Source organism: Actinomyces radicidentis, assembly GCF_001553565.1.
Lineage (GTDB): Bacteria > Actinomycetota > Actinomycetes > Actinomycetales > Actinomycetaceae > Actinomyces > Actinomyces radicidentis.
In genome coordinates this window covers 1,487,646-1,502,039 of sequence record NZ_CP014228.1, presented here as the reverse complement: position 1 = coordinate 1,502,039, position 14,394 = coordinate 1,487,646, and the positions used below count along the sequence as shown (strand labels likewise).

Here is a 14,394-nt window from a genome sequence, read left to right as displayed (position 1 = left end):
GTCCGGTGGGGGTGTGCGTCGTTGCTGGTTCGGGGAGGACCGCCGCTGGGGCGGCGGGGGCTCAGGCGAGCCGGGTGACGACGGAGGCCTGCGCGGGCAGGTCCTCCGTGGTGGGCAGGGTGGTGCCGGGCAGGCCGGCGGCGGCGGAGCCGTAGGCCATGGCGGTGGCGAGGCGGTTCTCCTCGTCGCCGCCGCGGACGTCGGCGAGGACGTAGCCGGCGACGGAGGAGTCCCCCGCGCCGACGGTCGAGATGACGGGGACGTCGGGCGCGGTGGCGTGCCAGGCGCCGTCGCGGGTGACGAGGACGGCTCCGGCGGGGCCGAGGGTCGCCATGACAGCGCCGATGCCGAGGTCGACGAGGACGCGGGCCGCCTCGACGACGGGCCCGAGCTCGCCTCGCACCGCGCCGTCCTCGAGGGCCATGGCGCGCTCAGCGGGCAGGCCGGCGAGCTGGCCGAGCTCCTCGCCGTTGGGCTTGATGAGGTCGGGGGCGGCGTCGGGCAGGTGGGCGGCGAGGGACGCGAGGGGCGCGTCGGAGGTGTCGACGGCGAGGCGCAGGCCGGGGACGGCGGCGCGCAGGCGGGTGACGAGGCGGACGTACCAGTCGGCGGGGGCGCCCGGCGGGAGGGAGCCGGACAGGACGGCCCAGTCGTGGTGGGCGGGGTCGGTGCTGCCGGCGATGGCCGCCGCGGCCGCCTCGACGAGGGCGTCCTCGACGGCGGCGACCTCGGCCTCGCTGAGCCCGGCGCCCGGCTCGTTGAGCTTGGTGGTGGTGCCATCGGGCTCGGTGACGGCCGTGTTGATGCGGGCGGCCCCGGCCACGGCGACGGGCAGGACGGTGAGCCGCTCGGCGTTGACCGCCTCGAGGGCTCGGACGAGGGGGTCGTGCTCGGCGGCGGGGAGGACGGCGGTGGCGGCCTCGCCCGCGGAGGTGAGGACGCGTGCGACGTTGACGCCCTTGCCGCCGGGCTCGACGGTGACGCCGCTGAGGCGGTTGACGCCGCCGCGGACGAGGGCGCCCGGCAGCGTGACGGTGCGGTCGAGCGAGGGGTTGGGGGTGAGCGTGAGGATCATGCGACGAGGACCTCGGTTCCGGTGTCGGTCAGGTGGTTGGCGAGGGGGACTGGGAGGGCGGCGTCGGTGACGAGCAGGTCGACGTCGTCGGTGTCGGCGAAGGAGACGAGGTGCTCCTGACCGATCTTGGTGGCGTCGGCGAGGAGGAGGACGCGGCGGGCGGCGCGGACCATGGCGGTCTTGACGGCCGCCTCCTCCGGGTCGGGTGTCGACAGGCCGTGCTCGGCGGTGAGGCCGTTGGTGCCCAGGACGGCGAGGTCCACGCGCAGAAGGGTGAGGAGGCTGAGGGCCTCGGGGCCGACGGCTGCCTGGGTGATGCCGCGGACGACGCCGCCCAGGACGCGGACGGTGAGGTCCGTGCGGGCGGCGAGGCCGGCGGCGATGAGGACGGAGTCGGTGATGACGGTGAGGCCGAGGCCCTCGGGGAGGCGGCGGGCGAGGGCGCCGGTGGTGGTGCCGGCGTCGAGGAGGAGCGTGGCGCCGGGTCGCAGGTCGAGGGCGGCGACGGCGCGGGCGGCGATGCGGTCCTTGGCGGCGGAGCGGGAGGCCTCGCGCTCGATGACGCCGGTCTCCGGGGTGGCGAGGGCGGGGGCGGGGACGGCGCCGCCGTGGACCTTGCGCAGGGCGCCGGCGCGGTCGAGGGCGGCGAGGTCGCGGCGGATGGTCTCGACGGTGACGCCGTGGTGGCGGGCGAGCTCGGTGACGGCGGCGCGGCCGTCGCGCTCGACGGCGGCGACGATGGCTCGTTGGCGTTGCTGGGCGTTCACGCGGCCTCCTCACCGGTGCTGCGGTGGTGCGTCCGTCACACCACCCTCATGTCCGTTCGGTCACCAGAGTAGGCCCGATCTCGCCCGGACGGAAGAGGTTGGGGCAATTCAGATGCCGTTCGGGCGTCATAGATGCCCGAACGGACATGCAGTGCGTGATGGCGACCCGAGGACGTCCGGAACCGGGGCTCAGGCGCGCACGAGCGGGAGGTAGGGCGAGAGGTCGCAGCGCTCACCGGAGGCGTGGAGGGCGCCGGAGCCGAGCGCCTCGGCCCAGCCGAGGCGGCCGGTGGCGAGGGCCAGCCAGGTGGCGGCGTCGGTCTCGACGACGCTCGGCGGGGTCCCGCGGCGGTGGACGGTGCCCGAGACGGCCTGGGTGACGCCGTGCGGCGGGACCCGGACCTCGACGGCACGGCCGGGCGCGCAGGCGGTGAGCTCCTCGAGGGTGAAGCGGACGGCGGTCGCGAGTGTGCGACGGTCCAGGGAGGTCGGCGCGCTCCCGCGCTCGACCGCGCCCTCGCCCGCCTCACCGGAGGCGTCGGAGGGGGCGCCGACGTCCTGGGTCTCGGCCCACTGGCGCAGGGCGTGGACGCCCGCGGCGGTCTCGATGCGTCGGCGTGCTGGCATGCCGGACACGGTACGCCCAGCCCTGGGGCCGGGCGCTGGAACCGGGCGCGCCGCACGGGGTGCGCCGGAGCCCCGGTCCGTCGTGCGACGGGCCGGGGCTCCGAGATGCGCCGCCTCAGCGAGGCTGGGGCCAGCGCGCAGCGCCGCTCAGTGGCGGCCGAGGCCGAGACCCGGCCACACGGGGCCGAACCAGGGGCTGCGGCGGCTGGAGGGGCCGTGGCTCCTCGGGGTCTTGTGCCCGTGACCCGGTCGGGTGCTGCCGTGCCCCTTGTGCGGTGCCTTGTGGTGACCCGTGGACGGGTGCCTGGGCGTCGCGGTCGGGGCCGCGCTCGGGGAGGCGGAAGCCGTCGTGGTCGGCTGGGCGGTGGGCTCCGCGCTGGGCTCCGTCGTGGGCTCGGCCGTGGGCTCCGCGCTCGGCTCCGCCGTCGGAGCGGGCGTCGGGTCGGTGGTGGCCGCGTCGTAGGCCGGGACCTCGACCGTGTACGTGCCGGTCGCCTCGCCCGCGTTGCTCATCACCGTGAGAGTCACAGTGGCGCAGGGCTCGATGTTGGACGAGCTCGAGGAGCTGCCCGGGCAGGCGTGAGTGGCCGCGTCCGCGGGGACGGCGAAGGAGAGCGAGGCCTGGCCGGTCTCCGGACGGCCGGAGGTGACGGTGCGGTCGATGTCGACGGTGGCGAGCGTCGTCGTGGAGCCGCCCGTCGTCGGGACCGTGGCGGTCACGGACCTGGCGGCGCCGTCGGCGGTCTGCTCGGCGGTCGGCGTGAAGGAGAGCCCGGTGAGGCGGACCGTCGTCGTGCCGTCGGCCGTGGAGGAGGTGAGGCCGGTCTGGCGCTTCGCGTAGGACGCGGAGAGGGGCTGCTCGGCCTTGAGGTAGGCGGAGGTGACGTCGCGGTCGAGCTGGCCGGTGTCGGTCATCGACGAGTCGCCGAGGGCGGTGAAGCTGTCGCCGCCGGCAAGCAGGAAGGTGTTGGAGGCGATGGCGACGGAATCGGTGTCCGCGAGGGTCGCGCCGTCGATGGTGACGGAGGAGATGACCTTCGCGCGGGCGGCCGCGATCGCGTCGGCGAGGGAGCCCGCGGTGGCGGCGCCGCTCGAGATCTGCGTGAAGTAGCCCTCGAGCTCGTCGGCGGCCGTCTGGTCGACGACGACCTTGACGTTGCCGGACACGCCGAGCATGAGGGCGGCGCGCGTCGTCGTCGGCTGCCACTGCTCGGCGAGGACGGTCTTGAGCCGGGCGCCGGTGTAGGTGGCGTAGGCCATCTCGTTGCCGAAGGGCTGGACCTGGTAGGCCTCGCCGGAGGTGAGCTCACCGGCCGCGTAGTCGGCGCGGACGCCGCCCGGGTTCATGAGGCCGACGTAGTGGTCGGCCGTCGGCTTGATGTCGCCGGCGAGCCAGGACTGGAAGGAGTCGGCGATGAGGTTGGAGGCGGTGGACTCGGTGGAGCGGTTCGAGCCGGCGTCGGAGGAGTCCGTGGAGCCGGTGTTCGTGCCGCGGTTGAAGTCGGTGGCGAGGGTGGCGATCGTCTTGGAGCCCTCGGTGGCGGCGTCGGCGTCGGCCTGGGAGACGAGGGCGGCCACGCCGTAGGCGTCGGTGGTGCAGTCGGAGGTGGTGAGGTCCTTGTTCTCCGCGGTACGCGCCGTGACGTCCTTCGTGCCGTCCGCGTTCTCCGTGAGGGTCAGCGAGATCTCGCCGAGCTTGAGGCCGTAGTGGTCGGCCTGGACGACGGCGATCTCGTTGCCGTCGTCACCCGTGATCGTCTGGGCGTAGGGGACGTGGGTGTGACCGCCGAACACGGCGTCGACGTCCCCGTTGAGCTCCTTGCCGTAGATGTCGGCGTCCTCGTGGGCGAGGACGACGACGACGTCGGCCTTCCCGGACTCCTTGAGCTCGGTGGCGCGGGCGTTCGCGGTGGCGATCGACGGGGAGACGGTGAGGCCGGACAGAGCCGACTTGGACACGAGGCTGGGGAGCTCGTCGGTGACGACGCCGACGAAGCCGACCTTGACGCCGTTGACGGTCTTGACCCACGTGCCGTTGCCGTCGCCCTCGGAGTCGAGGACGGAGCTGCCGGTGACGTTGGCGGAGAGGACCGGGGCGTCGAGCTCGGGGATGATGCGGCCGGCGAGGTCGGTGATGCCCTGGTCGAACTCGTGGTTGCCGGTGCTCGTGACGTCGAGGCCGATGGCGTTGAGAATGCTGATTGTGGGCTCGTCGTCGAGGATCGAGGAGGTGTAGGCGGAGCCGCCGACGTTGTCCCCGTTGGACACGAGGAGGGTGGAGGCGTCGGCGTTGCGGGCCGCTGCGACCTCGCAGGCGAGGGTGACGGCGCCGGGCTCGGAGACCTTTCCGTTCGACTCGACGCGGTCGATGTGGCCGTGCAGGTCGGTGATGCCGAGGAGGTTGATCGTCGTGGTGTCGCCGGTGGCGGCGACGGCGGGCGCGGCGACGGTCCTGCCGGGGCGGGAGGGGGTCATGGGGATCCTCATGGGGGTCTGGGGTGGGACGACGTCAGGGTAGGCCCGGGCCGTGACACGATCGACACCTTTTCCGAACTGTTCACCGCACCGTCGTTGCGGAGTCGTCCGACGGCGCCGCCCGCCCCCTCCACGGCCGCGCTCGACGCCGCTCGCCTGAGCCCGGGGCCACTGCCTCGCCCCGTCCGGAGACGTCGTCGGCCGTCTCCCGCGGGGAGACGGCCGACGACGTGAGGAGCCGGGAGCTGTCAGACGACGCCGTGCGCGATCATCGCGTCGGCGACACGCGTGAACCCGGCGGCGTTCGCGCCGAGCACGTAGTCGCCCGGGCGCCCGTAGGTCTCGGCGGCCTCGATGCAGGAGTCGTGGATGTCCGCCATGATCTCGGTGAGGCGGGCCTCGGCGGTCTCGGCGTCCCAGCGGGTGCGGCCGGCGTTCTGCTCCATCTCCAGGGCGGAGGTGGCGACGCCGCCCGCGTTGGAGGCCTTGCCGGGCGCGTAGAGGATGCTCGCCTCCTGGAAGGCCTCGATGGCCTCCGGGGTCGAGGGCATGTTGGCGCCCTCGGCGACGACGCTCGCACCGTTCCGCAGGAGGTCGCGGGCGTCGTCGGCCCCGAGCTCGTTCTGGGTGGCGCAGGGCAGGGCGACGTCGACGGGCACGGACCAGGGCCGCCCCTCCGTGCGGAGCTCGGCGCCCTTCTTGCGCGAGACGTAGTCGGAGACGCGTCCGCGCTCGACCTCCTTGACCTGCTTGAGGAGCTCGAGGTCGATGCCGTCCTCGTCGAGGACCCAGCCGGAGGAGTCCGAGACGGTGATCGGCGTGGCGCCGAGCTGCTGGAGCTTCTCGATCGCGTAGATCGCGACGTTGCCGGAGCCGGAGACGGCGACGCGCTTGCCGTCGAGGTCCTTCCCCTTGGTGGCGAGCATGGACTGGGCGAAGAGGACGGTGCCGTAGCCGGTGGCTTCGGTGCGGATGAGGGAGCCGCCCCATCCCAGGCCCTTCCCGGTGAGTACGCCGGCGTCGTAACGGTTGGTGAGGCGCTTGTACTGGCCGAACATGTAGCCGATCTCGCGGCCGCCGACGCCGATGTCACCGGCGGGGACGTCCGTGTCCGGGCCGATGTGGCGGGAGAGCTCGGTCATGAAGGACTGGCAGAAGCGCATGACCTCGGCGTCGGAGCGGCCGTGGGGGTCGAAGTCGGAGCCGCCCTTGCCGCCGCCGATCGCCTGGTTGGTCAGGGCGTTCTTGAAGATCTGCTCGAAGCCGAGGAACTTGATGATGCCGGCGTTGACGCTGGGGTGGAAGCGCAGACCGCCCTTGTAGGGGCCGAGGGCGGAGTTGAACTCGATGCGGAAGCCGCGGTTGACGTGGACCTCGCCGGCGTCGTCCATCCACGGGACGCGGAACATGATCTGACGCTCGGGCTCGACGATCCGCTCGAGGAGGGCGTCATCGGCATAGTGGGGGTGCTTGTCGAGGACGGGGCGCAGCGAGTCGAGGACCTCGCGCACGGCCTGGTGGAACTCCTCCTCGCCGCGGTTGCGGGCGACGACCTGCCCGTAGACCTTCTCGATGACGTCCTGCATGGGGCTCCTTCGTGGTCCGCGCGGAGCCGGGCGCCCCGCCGCACGGACCATCATGCCAGTCATCCCAGGGTTCGGACGATTCGCGGTCGAGGATCGGACCTTGGGAGGCGTGCGCATGCCGACGGCCGCCTCCCCTGTGCGGGGAGACGGCCGTCGGAGGTCGCTTGGATGGCGTCGGCGCCCGAGGACGCTCAGAGCCCTGCGTCCTCCGGCGTCAGAGCCCTGCGTCCTCCGGCGTCAGAGCCCTGCGTCCTCCGACGTCAGAGCCCTGCGTCCTCCGACGTCAGAGCCCTGCGTCCTCCGACGTCAGAGCCCTGCGTCCTCCGGCGTCAGAGCGCCGAGTGGTGCTCGTCGTCGACGGGCTCGAGCCACTCGTTCGAGATGTCCTCACCGGGGACCGCGAGCGCGACGTGGCTGAACCAGGAGTCGGCCTTGGCGCCGTGCCAGTGCTTGACGCCGGCGCGGGTGTAGACGACGGTTCCGGGCTCAAGACTCACGGCCTCCTTGCCGTCCTCCTGGTACCAGCCCGAGCCGGCGGTGCAGATGAGGACCTGTCCGCCGCCCGAGGTGGCGTGGTGGATGTGCCAGTTGTTGCGGCAGCCGGGCTCGAAGGTGACGTTGTGGACGCCGACGACGCACTGGTCGTCCTCGACGAGGTTCTTGAGGAAGCTGTTGCCGATGAAGTACTGGGCGAAGGCGGTGTTCGGATCGCCCTTGCCGAAGACGTTCTCGGCGGCGAAGACGGACTCGTCGGTGGTGGCGGTCATGCGTGGCTCCTCACGTGGTGGCGAACCGGTGATGGACCGAGCGTAGGCGCGGCGGCGATGCGGCAGCCAGGCACCGCGAGGGCTCCCCTCGAGGTGCGGGCGCGCCGCGAGGGGTCCGTCCCCGCACCCTCAGAGCGCGAACCACCCGACGCCGGGCCGGGATCGGCGGGATGACGGGCAGTCGAGGGCCTCCGCCACTCGGCGGGCGCCCGAAAAGTGCGAGAACCGACCACGGCGCAGCCGGTCAGCGCCGCCTGAGGATCCCGAGGCGCTTGGCGGCGCGGCGCGCGGCCTCCGCTCCGGCGCGGGTCGCCCCGAGGGTCGAGGCGGAGGAGCCGTAGCCGACGAGGAGGACGCGGGGGTCCTTGACGACGCCGGTGCGCCCGTCCGTGCGGATGCCCGAGTCGCGGCCACCCCGGCCGTCGCGCGCCGCGCCGCCCGGAACGGCGTCGTCGGCCCGCTCGCGCAGTCGCAGCGGGGCGAGGTGCTCGAGGGCGGCGCGGAAGCCCGTGTTCCAGAAGATCGTCTCCGCCTCCACCCAGGTCTCCCGCTCGTAGGGACGCCAGGAGGCGGGGACGACGAGTCCGCTCCCCCGCTGCGCGGAGGGGCCGAGGCCGGCGGGGTCCTGGCTGGTGACGGACGGGGAGAAGCGGACGCCGTCGGGCCGGACCCGGTCGAACATGCCGCGGCTGACGAGGAGACCGCGCTCGACGCCGTCGAGGTAGGCCGGGAGCATCGGAATGCCGGTCGTGCGCACGACGCTGACCGGGCGGGCGCCGGCGGCGGTTCGCGCGTTGACGGCGGCCTCGACCTCGGCGCCCCAGATCTCGTCGAAGGCGGTGAAGGTGAAGTTCGGCGGCCGACGGGTGGCCCAGACGACGGAGGCGGTGACGGGGGTGATCTCGAGGATCATCTGAACCGCGGAGAGACCGCCGCCGACGACGAGGAGGCGTTGCCCGGCGAGGTCCTCGGGGTCGCGGTAGGTCGCGGTGTGGAGCTGCCGGCCGGCGAAGGTCTCGATGCCCGGCACGTGCGGCACGTAGGGGTGGCGCCAGGTGCCGGCGGCGGAGACGACCATCCGGGTCCACCAGGCGCAGCGGCCCTCGGGGGTCTCGGCCTCGACGAGGAGGAGCGTGTCGCGGGGGACGCCCGGGGCGCCGGTTCCCTCCTCCGTCGCGTCCCGACGGCGGGAGGCGTCGTCCAGTCTCAGCCGCTCGGCGGGGACGCCGGTGGAGCGGACGGCGGTAACGCGCACGGGGCGCAGGACCTGGAGCTCTCGGTCGACCTCGTAGCGGCCGTAGTACTCGGGGACGACGGCGTTGCTCGGCCGCGACTCGTCCATGTCGCCGGCGGGGAAGCGCGGCAGGTCGGCGATCCGGTGCGCCTTGCCGATGGTGAGGGAGTCCCAGCGGTGCCGCCAGGCCCCACCTGGGCCGTCCTCGGCGTCGAGGACGAGGAGGTCCTCGCCGACGACAGCACCGCGGCGCACGAGCTCCCCGGCGGCGGAGAGTCCCGCCTGGCCGGCGCCGATGACGACGACGCCGAGGGGCTCCTCAGGGGACTGACCGGGGAGGGGGTGCTCGGTCGCGTGTCTTCCGCTCACAGGTTCATGCAACCACGGATGCCGGAGGCTCCGTGCCGGCCCGTGGTTGTGAGGCTAGCCGTTCTCGCTCGGCGGTTCCCGGCCGCACCGCGCGGGAGGGCGCCCTAGCGTCGTCCCCATGCCCGCCCGTTACACCCACGGCCACACCGCCGCCGTCCTCGCGAACCACGCCCACCGCACCGCCGCGGACTCGGCGGCCTACCTCCTCCCCCGCCTGCGGGCGGGGATGAGCCTGCTCGACGTCGGCTGCGGGCCGGCGACGATCACCGCGGACCTCGCGCAGGCCGTGGCGCCCGGGCGCGTCATCGGGCTGGACGGGGCGCCCGCGGCCCTCAAGGCGGCCGCCGGGACGCTCGAGGCCCGCGGGCTCTCCGACGCCGTCGGGCTCGTGACGGGGGACGTGCACGCCCTGCCCTTCGAGGACGGCTCCTTCGACGTCGTCCACGCCCACCAGGTGCTCCAGCACGTCGCCGACCCGGTCCAGGCGCTGCGCGAGATGGCGCGGGTGGCGCGGCCGGGCGGGATCGTGGCAGCGCGCGACGCGGTGTACTCGGCGATGACGTGGTTCCCTCAGCGCCCCGGGATGGACGCCTGGCGGGACGTCTACATGAGCACGGCCCGGTCGAACGGCGGGGAGCCCGACGCCGGATCGCGTCTGCTGGCCTGGTGCCGCGAGGCCGGTCTCGACGGCGGCGCCGGCTCGGTCACCTGCTCGGCGTCGACCTGGTGCTACGCGACGGATGAGCTGCGTCGCTGGTGGGGAGGGACCTGGGCGCAGCGCTGCCTGTCCTCCTTCGGCCCGCAGGCGGAGGCGGCCGGCGCGGCGAGTCACGCCGACCTCGAGGCGATGGCGGCCGACTGGCGCGCCTGGAGCGAGGACCCGGACGGCTGGTTCGTCGTCGTGCACGGCGAGGTGCTCGTCCGCGTCTGAGCGGCGCGCGCGGGGCGCCGACGGCCGCGAGAGCCCACCCGGTCCCGCGTGCCGTGAGCGTCCGCCCCCGCTCGACGCGCGGACCGACCATCCGCAGCGCGAGAGCTGAGCGGACTCGGCGATGGGGCGCCGTCCGGCTGTCCGGACGGCGCCCCATCGGCGACACGATGTCCCGATCTCGCGGTCAGGATGTCCCGATCTCGCGGGAGGTGCGGCTCAGAAGATCGCGGGCAGGGTGCCCTCGACGCCGGCGCGCAGCTCGTCCAGGTCGAGGACGAGCGGGGTGCCGGCCCCGCCGTCGGCGAGGAGGTCCGAGCCGTTGATGACGAGGAGCTCGCCGCCCGTGGTGCCGAGGCGGCCCCAGGCGATGTCCTCGGCCTCGGCGGCCGCAGCGACGACGGGCAGCGCGGCCTCGGGGACCGCGATGATGGCGCGGGCTCCGGACTCGGAGAACAGCGCGGTGAAGTCGTCGACGTCGCCGGGCAGGGCGGAGAGGTCGACGCTGGCGCCGACACCCTGGCGCAGGACCGCGTCGACGAGGGTCTGGACGAGGCCGCCGGCGGCGAGGTCGTGGGCGGCGCGCACGATCCGCGAGCCGTCGGGCATGTCCGCCTCGGACAGGGCCAGGAGCACACGGCCGAGGGCCATCTCCTCCTCCAGGTCCACCTTGGGGGGCAGGCCGCCGAGGTGGTCGTGGACGACGCGGGTCCAGGCGGAGCCGTCGAGCTCGTCCTCGGTGGTGCCGAGCGCGATGATGGCGAGGCCCTCCTCGGACCAGCCGGACGGGTTGGCGCGGCGCACGTCGTCCATGACGCCAAGGACGCAGACGACCGGGGTCGGGTTGATCGAGGAGTCGATGAGGCCCTTGGCCTTGCCGTGCGAGTTGTAGAGGGAGACGTTGCCGCCGGTGACGGGCACGCCCATGACCTGGCAGGCGTCGGCGAGCCCGGTGATGGCCTCGACGAGCTGCCACATGGCGTCGGGGTCCTCCGGGGAGCCGAAGTTGAGGCAGTCGGAGACGGCCAGCGGCTTGGCGCCGACGGTGCAGACGTTGCGGTAGGACTCAGCCAGGGCCTGGGCGGCGCCGGTGGCCGGGTCGAGCTTGGTGAAGCGGCCGTTGGCGTCGGTGGCGATGGCGATGCCGCGGCCGGTGGCCTCGTCGACGCGGATGACGCCGGCGTCGTCGGGCTGGGCGAGGCCGGTGTTGCCGCGCACGAAGCGGTCGTACTGGTTGGTGACCCAGGCCGGGGAGGCCTGGTTGACGCTCGTGACGACGGCGGTGACCTGCTCGGCGAGGGCGTCCTTGGTCTCGGGGCGCGCGAGGCTCTCGGAGGTGTCGGCCTGGAGGTCGTCCTGCCAGGCGGGGCGGGCGTAGGGGCGGTCGTAGGTGGGGCCCTCGTGGGCGACCGTCTTGGGGTCGACGTCGACGATGCGCTCGCCGAAGTGGTCGATGGTGAGGCGGCCGGAGCCGTTGACCTCGCCGATGACGGCGGCCTCGACGTCCCACTTGTCGATGATGGCCATGAAGTCGTCGAGCTTGTCCGGGGAGACGACGGCCATCATGCGCTCCTGGGACTCGCTCATGAGGATCTCGCCGGCGGTGAGGCTCGGGTCGCGCAGGAGAACGTTCTCGAGGTCGACGTGCATGCCGCCGTCGCCGTTGGAGGCGAGCTCGCTGGTGGCGCAGGAGATGCCGGCCGCGCCGAGGTCCTGGATGCCGAGGACGAGGTCCTCCTTGAACAGGTCGAGGCAGCACTCGATGAGGACCTTCTCCATGAAGGGGTCGCCCACCTGGACGCTGGGGCGCTTGGCCGGCATGCCGTCCTCGAAGGACTCGGACGCAAGGATGGAGGCGCCGCCGATGCCGTCGCCGCCGGTGCGGGCGCCGAAGAGGACGACCTTGTTGCCGGCGCCGGAGGCGTTGGCGAGGTGGATGTCGTCGTGGCGCAGGACGCCGACGCACAGGGCGTTGACGAGCGGGTTCTCCTGGTAGGAGGCGTCGAACTCGGTCTCGCCGCCGATGTTGGGCAGGCCGAGGCAGTTGCCGTAGCCGCCGACGCCGGCGACGACGCCGTGGACGACGCGCTGGGTGTCGGGGTGGTCGGCGGCGCCGAAGCGGAGCTGGTCCATGACGGCGACGGGGCGGGCGCCCATGGAGATGATGTCGCGGACGATGCCGCCGACGCCGGTGGCGGCGCCCTGGTAGGGCTCGACGAAGCTCGGGTGGTTGTGGGACTCGACCTTGTAGGTGACGGCCCAGCCGTCGCCGATGTCGACGACGCCGGCGTTCTCGCCCATGCCGACGAGGAGGTGCTCCTTCATCTGGGGCGTGACCTTCTGGCCGAACTGCCCCAGGTGGATCTTGGAGGACTTGTAGGAGCAGTGCTCCGACCACATGACCGAGTACATGGCGAGCTCGGCGTTGGTGGGGCGGCGGCCCAGGAGCTCCTTGATGGAGGCGTACTCGTCGTCCTTGAGGCCGAGCTCCTTGTAGGGCATCTCCTGGTCGGGCGTCGACGCGGCGTCCTGGACGGTGTCGGGGTGCTCGACGGGACGGGGCTGGTTGACGTCGGCGGGACGGGTGGACGCAGGTGCCATGCGGCTGCTCCTGGGTTCGAGGAGGGACGTGACCGTCTTGAAGGATACCCGCGCGGCGCGGCGCGCGACCCGGGCGTCCGCCGGTCGGAGCCGGTGGTGGCCACGGCTCGACGACGCACCCTCCGAAGTGCCGCACCTCACACGAAAAGGGGGCAGGATCGGGTCATGAGAACCATCGACGTCGCACCGCTGCCCCTGTCGGATCTCGAGGGCCACCTCGACGAGCTCGCCGTGCACCGCCTCCACGACGGCGTGGAGGCCGCCCACGGCCTGCTGGAAGGAAGGACCGTGTGGACCGTGACGCCGCCGGCGGCGCCCGGGGCGGGCCCGGCCGAGACCGTCGCCCCGCTCGTCGGCTACGCCCGGGGGCTCGACGTCGACGCGCGCTGGCTCGCGCTCGACGCCCCGGCCGACTTCGTCACCCTCGCAGCCCGCCTGCACGCCGGCATCCACGGCTCCGACGGCGACGGCGGCCGCCTGGGCGACAAGCAGCGCGACCTGTACGAGCACGTCCTCGCCTCGAACGCGGAGAACGTCGTGGACGAGGTCCGCGAGGGCGACGTCGTCGTCCTCCACGACCCCTCGACGGCGGGGCTGGCGAAGGCCTTCCGCGCGGCGGGCGCGACGGTGGTGTGGCGCTGCCACGCCGGCGTCGCGGAGGCCGGCGAGGCAGGGCAGCGCGCCTGGGCCTTCCTGGACCGCTACCTCGAGGACGTCGACCTCGTCGTCGTCTCGCGGCCCGAGTACCGGCCGCCCTACATCGAGGAGGAGCGCTGCGCCGTCGTGCGGCCCTCCATCAACCCGGACTCCCCCAAGAACCGGCCGCTCGACCGGGACGAGGCGTGGGCCGTCGTGCGACTGGCCGGGATCGCCGAGGGCGAGTCCCCCTTCGACGCCGTGCCGCTGCTGCGCGAGGACGGTCGCCCCGACGCCTTCCGAGGCTTGGAGGACGAGGCGGTACTCGCGGGCGGACCGGTGCCGGTGGGCGCGCGCCTCGTGACGCAGGTGCAGCGCTGGGACCGCCTCAAGGGCGGGCTCGAGCTCATCGAGGCCTTCGCCTCGCAGACCGGGACGCTCCCGGAGGACCTGCACCTCGTCCTGGCGGGGCCGGCGGTGGACCCCGAGCGCGAGGCTGGGCCGAGCGCGGTGCTGCGCGGGATCCTCGAGCGCGTCGAGACGCTGCCACCCTCGGTGGCGTCGCGCGTCCACGTCCTCGGCATCCCGACGGCGGACCGCGAGGTCAACGCGACGATCGTCAACGCGCTGCAGCGCGTGAGCGGCGTCGTCACGCAGCGCTCGCAGGTCGAGGCCTTCGGGCTCACGGTCGCCGAGGCGATGTGGAAGAAGGCGCCCGTCGTGGCGAGCGCGGTCGGCGGGATCGTCGACCAGGTGGAGGACGGCGTCGACGGCGTCCTCGTCGCTCCGGACGACGCCGCGGCGTGGGCGGAGGCGGTCCGCGACCTCCTCCTTCTCTCGGAGCGGGCCGCGGAGATGGGTGCGGCAGCGCACGAGTCGGTGCGCCGCGGGTTCCTCCCGGACCGTCACCTCATCGAAGTCGTCGACGTCATCGGGCGTGCCGTCGAGGCCTGACCCCCTCCCCCGGACGAGCCCCTCAGCGTGACACGCCGAGGGGTTTTCCACAGACTCGGTCCACAGCCTTGTGCACAGAGGTGGGGAATCGCGTGATGGCGCGGTTCGCCCTGTGGTCACTGCCCACACGGCCTCGCGTGCCACACGGATGCGCGCACGGTCGTATCGGTCGGGCCACCGCAAAGGGCGCCTAACCCAGATCCCTCGACGGCGTCAAATCATTGAGATCTCGCGGTTCTTGCGGGTGGCGGCGCGAGGCTCCACCCGCAGGATCCGCGCGACGGTGCCGTTTCCTGTCCGACGCAGCCCGAGCCGCACCTGTCCACGCCAGGCGTCCGACGGACCGGAATTCACCCTTTCGTGACCTGATCCGCA

The 14,394-nt window shown here is 73.5% G+C and carries 10 protein-coding genes; 2 read left to right on the top strand and 8 right to left on the bottom strand.

Annotation, left to right across the window (positions count from 1 at the left end; genetic code table 11):
* Positions 1-61: 61 nt before the first annotated feature.
* From AXF14_RS06290 to AXF14_RS06260, 7 genes are all read right to left on the bottom strand, one after another.
* The gene (locus AXF14_RS06290) at positions 62-1,075 is read right to left on the bottom strand and encodes a 1-phosphofructokinase family hexose kinase (protein ID WP_067941760.1); all 1,014 of its coding nucleotides are present in this window, start codon (positions 1,073-1,075) and stop codon (positions 62-64) included.
* A complete protein-coding gene (locus AXF14_RS06285; RefSeq protein WP_067941758.1) occupies positions 1,072-1,842 on the bottom strand; it encodes a DeoR/GlpR family DNA-binding transcription regulator in 771 nt (256 codons plus the stop codon). Before AXF14_RS06285 ends, AXF14_RS06290 begins: the two co-directional genes overlap by 4 nt.
* 189 nt (positions 1,843-2,031) lie before the next feature.
* Positions 2,032-2,469, bottom strand: a complete 438-nt coding sequence (locus tag AXF14_RS06280; protein WP_067944136.1) for a sterol carrier family protein — start codon at positions 2,467-2,469, stop codon at positions 2,032-2,034.
* A 147-nt stretch (positions 2,470-2,616) separates the two neighbouring features.
* Positions 2,617-4,944 carry a 5'-nucleotidase C-terminal domain-containing protein gene (locus AXF14_RS06275; RefSeq protein ID WP_067941756.1) on the bottom strand — a complete coding sequence of 776 codons (2,328 nt, stop codon included), beginning with the start codon at positions 4,942-4,944 and terminating at the stop codon, positions 2,617-2,619.
* A gap of 248 nt (positions 4,945-5,192) precedes the next feature.
* Positions 5,193-6,530 (bottom strand): NADP-specific glutamate dehydrogenase, encoded by a 1,338-nt coding sequence (gdhA, locus tag AXF14_RS06270; RefSeq protein WP_067941754.1) that lies wholly within the window; start codon positions 6,528-6,530, stop codon positions 5,193-5,195.
* A gap of 329 nt (positions 6,531-6,859) precedes the next feature.
* On the bottom strand, positions 6,860-7,297 hold the full coding sequence (locus AXF14_RS06265; RefSeq protein WP_067941751.1) for a cupin domain-containing protein: 438 nt from the start codon (positions 7,295-7,297) through the stop codon (positions 6,860-6,862).
* 244 nt (positions 7,298-7,541) lie between these two features.
* Complete coding sequence (locus AXF14_RS06260) at positions 7,542-8,900, bottom strand: NAD(P)-binding domain-containing protein (RefSeq protein WP_084355403.1); 1,359 nt, start codon at positions 8,898-8,900, stop codon at positions 7,542-7,544.
* Between the two features lie 118 nt (positions 8,901-9,018).
* On the opposite strand from AXF14_RS06260, the gene AXF14_RS06255 reads away from it, so the two are divergent.
* Positions 9,019-9,831, top strand: coding sequence for a class I SAM-dependent methyltransferase (locus tag AXF14_RS06255; protein WP_067941749.1), 813 nt, complete (start codon positions 9,019-9,021; stop codon positions 9,829-9,831).
* Positions 9,832-10,047: 216 nt separating this feature from the next.
* Here the strand turns inward: AXF14_RS06255 and purL are convergent, their stop codons facing one another.
* A complete protein-coding gene (gene purL / locus AXF14_RS06250) occupies positions 10,048-12,429 on the bottom strand; it encodes a phosphoribosylformylglycinamidine synthase subunit PurL (protein WP_067941748.1) in 2,382 nt (793 codons plus the stop codon).
* Positions 12,430-12,594: 165 nt separating this feature from the next.
* On the opposite strand from purL, the gene AXF14_RS06245 reads away from it, so the two are divergent.
* Positions 12,595-14,019, top strand: coding sequence for a glycosyltransferase (locus AXF14_RS06245; protein ID WP_067941744.1), 1,425 nt, complete (start codon positions 12,595-12,597; stop codon positions 14,017-14,019).
* Positions 14,020-14,394: the final 375 nt, after the last annotated feature.

Bases quoted from the DNA above. Each gene is read 5' to 3' on its own strand.
- AXF14_RS06255 (WP_067941749.1), top strand. From the start codon at position 9,019: ATGCCCGCCCGTTACACCCACGGCCACACCGCCGCCGTCCTCGCGAAC.
- AXF14_RS06245 (WP_067941744.1), top strand. From the start codon at position 12,595: ATGAGAACCATCGACGTCGCACCGCTGCCCCTGTCGGATCTCGAGGGC.
- AXF14_RS06265 (WP_067941751.1), bottom strand. From the start codon at position 7,297: ATGACCGCCACCACCGACGAGTCCGTCTTCGCCGCCGAGAACGTCTTC.
- AXF14_RS06290 (WP_067941760.1), bottom strand. From the start codon at position 1,075: ATGATCCTCACGCTCACCCCCAACCCCTCGCTCGACCGCACCGTCACG.
- gdhA (WP_067941754.1), bottom strand. From the start codon at position 6,530: ATGCAGGACGTCATCGAGAAGGTCTACGGGCAGGTCGTCGCCCGCAAC.
- AXF14_RS06280 (WP_067944136.1), bottom strand. From the start codon at position 2,469: ATGCCAGCACGCCGACGCATCGAGACCGCCGCGGGCGTCCACGCCCTG.
- purL (WP_067941748.1), bottom strand. From the start codon at position 12,429: ATGGCACCTGCGTCCACCCGTCCCGCCGACGTCAACCAGCCCCGTCCC.
- AXF14_RS06275 (WP_067941756.1), bottom strand. From the start codon at position 4,944: ATGACCCCCTCCCGCCCCGGCAGGACCGTCGCCGCGCCCGCCGTCGCC.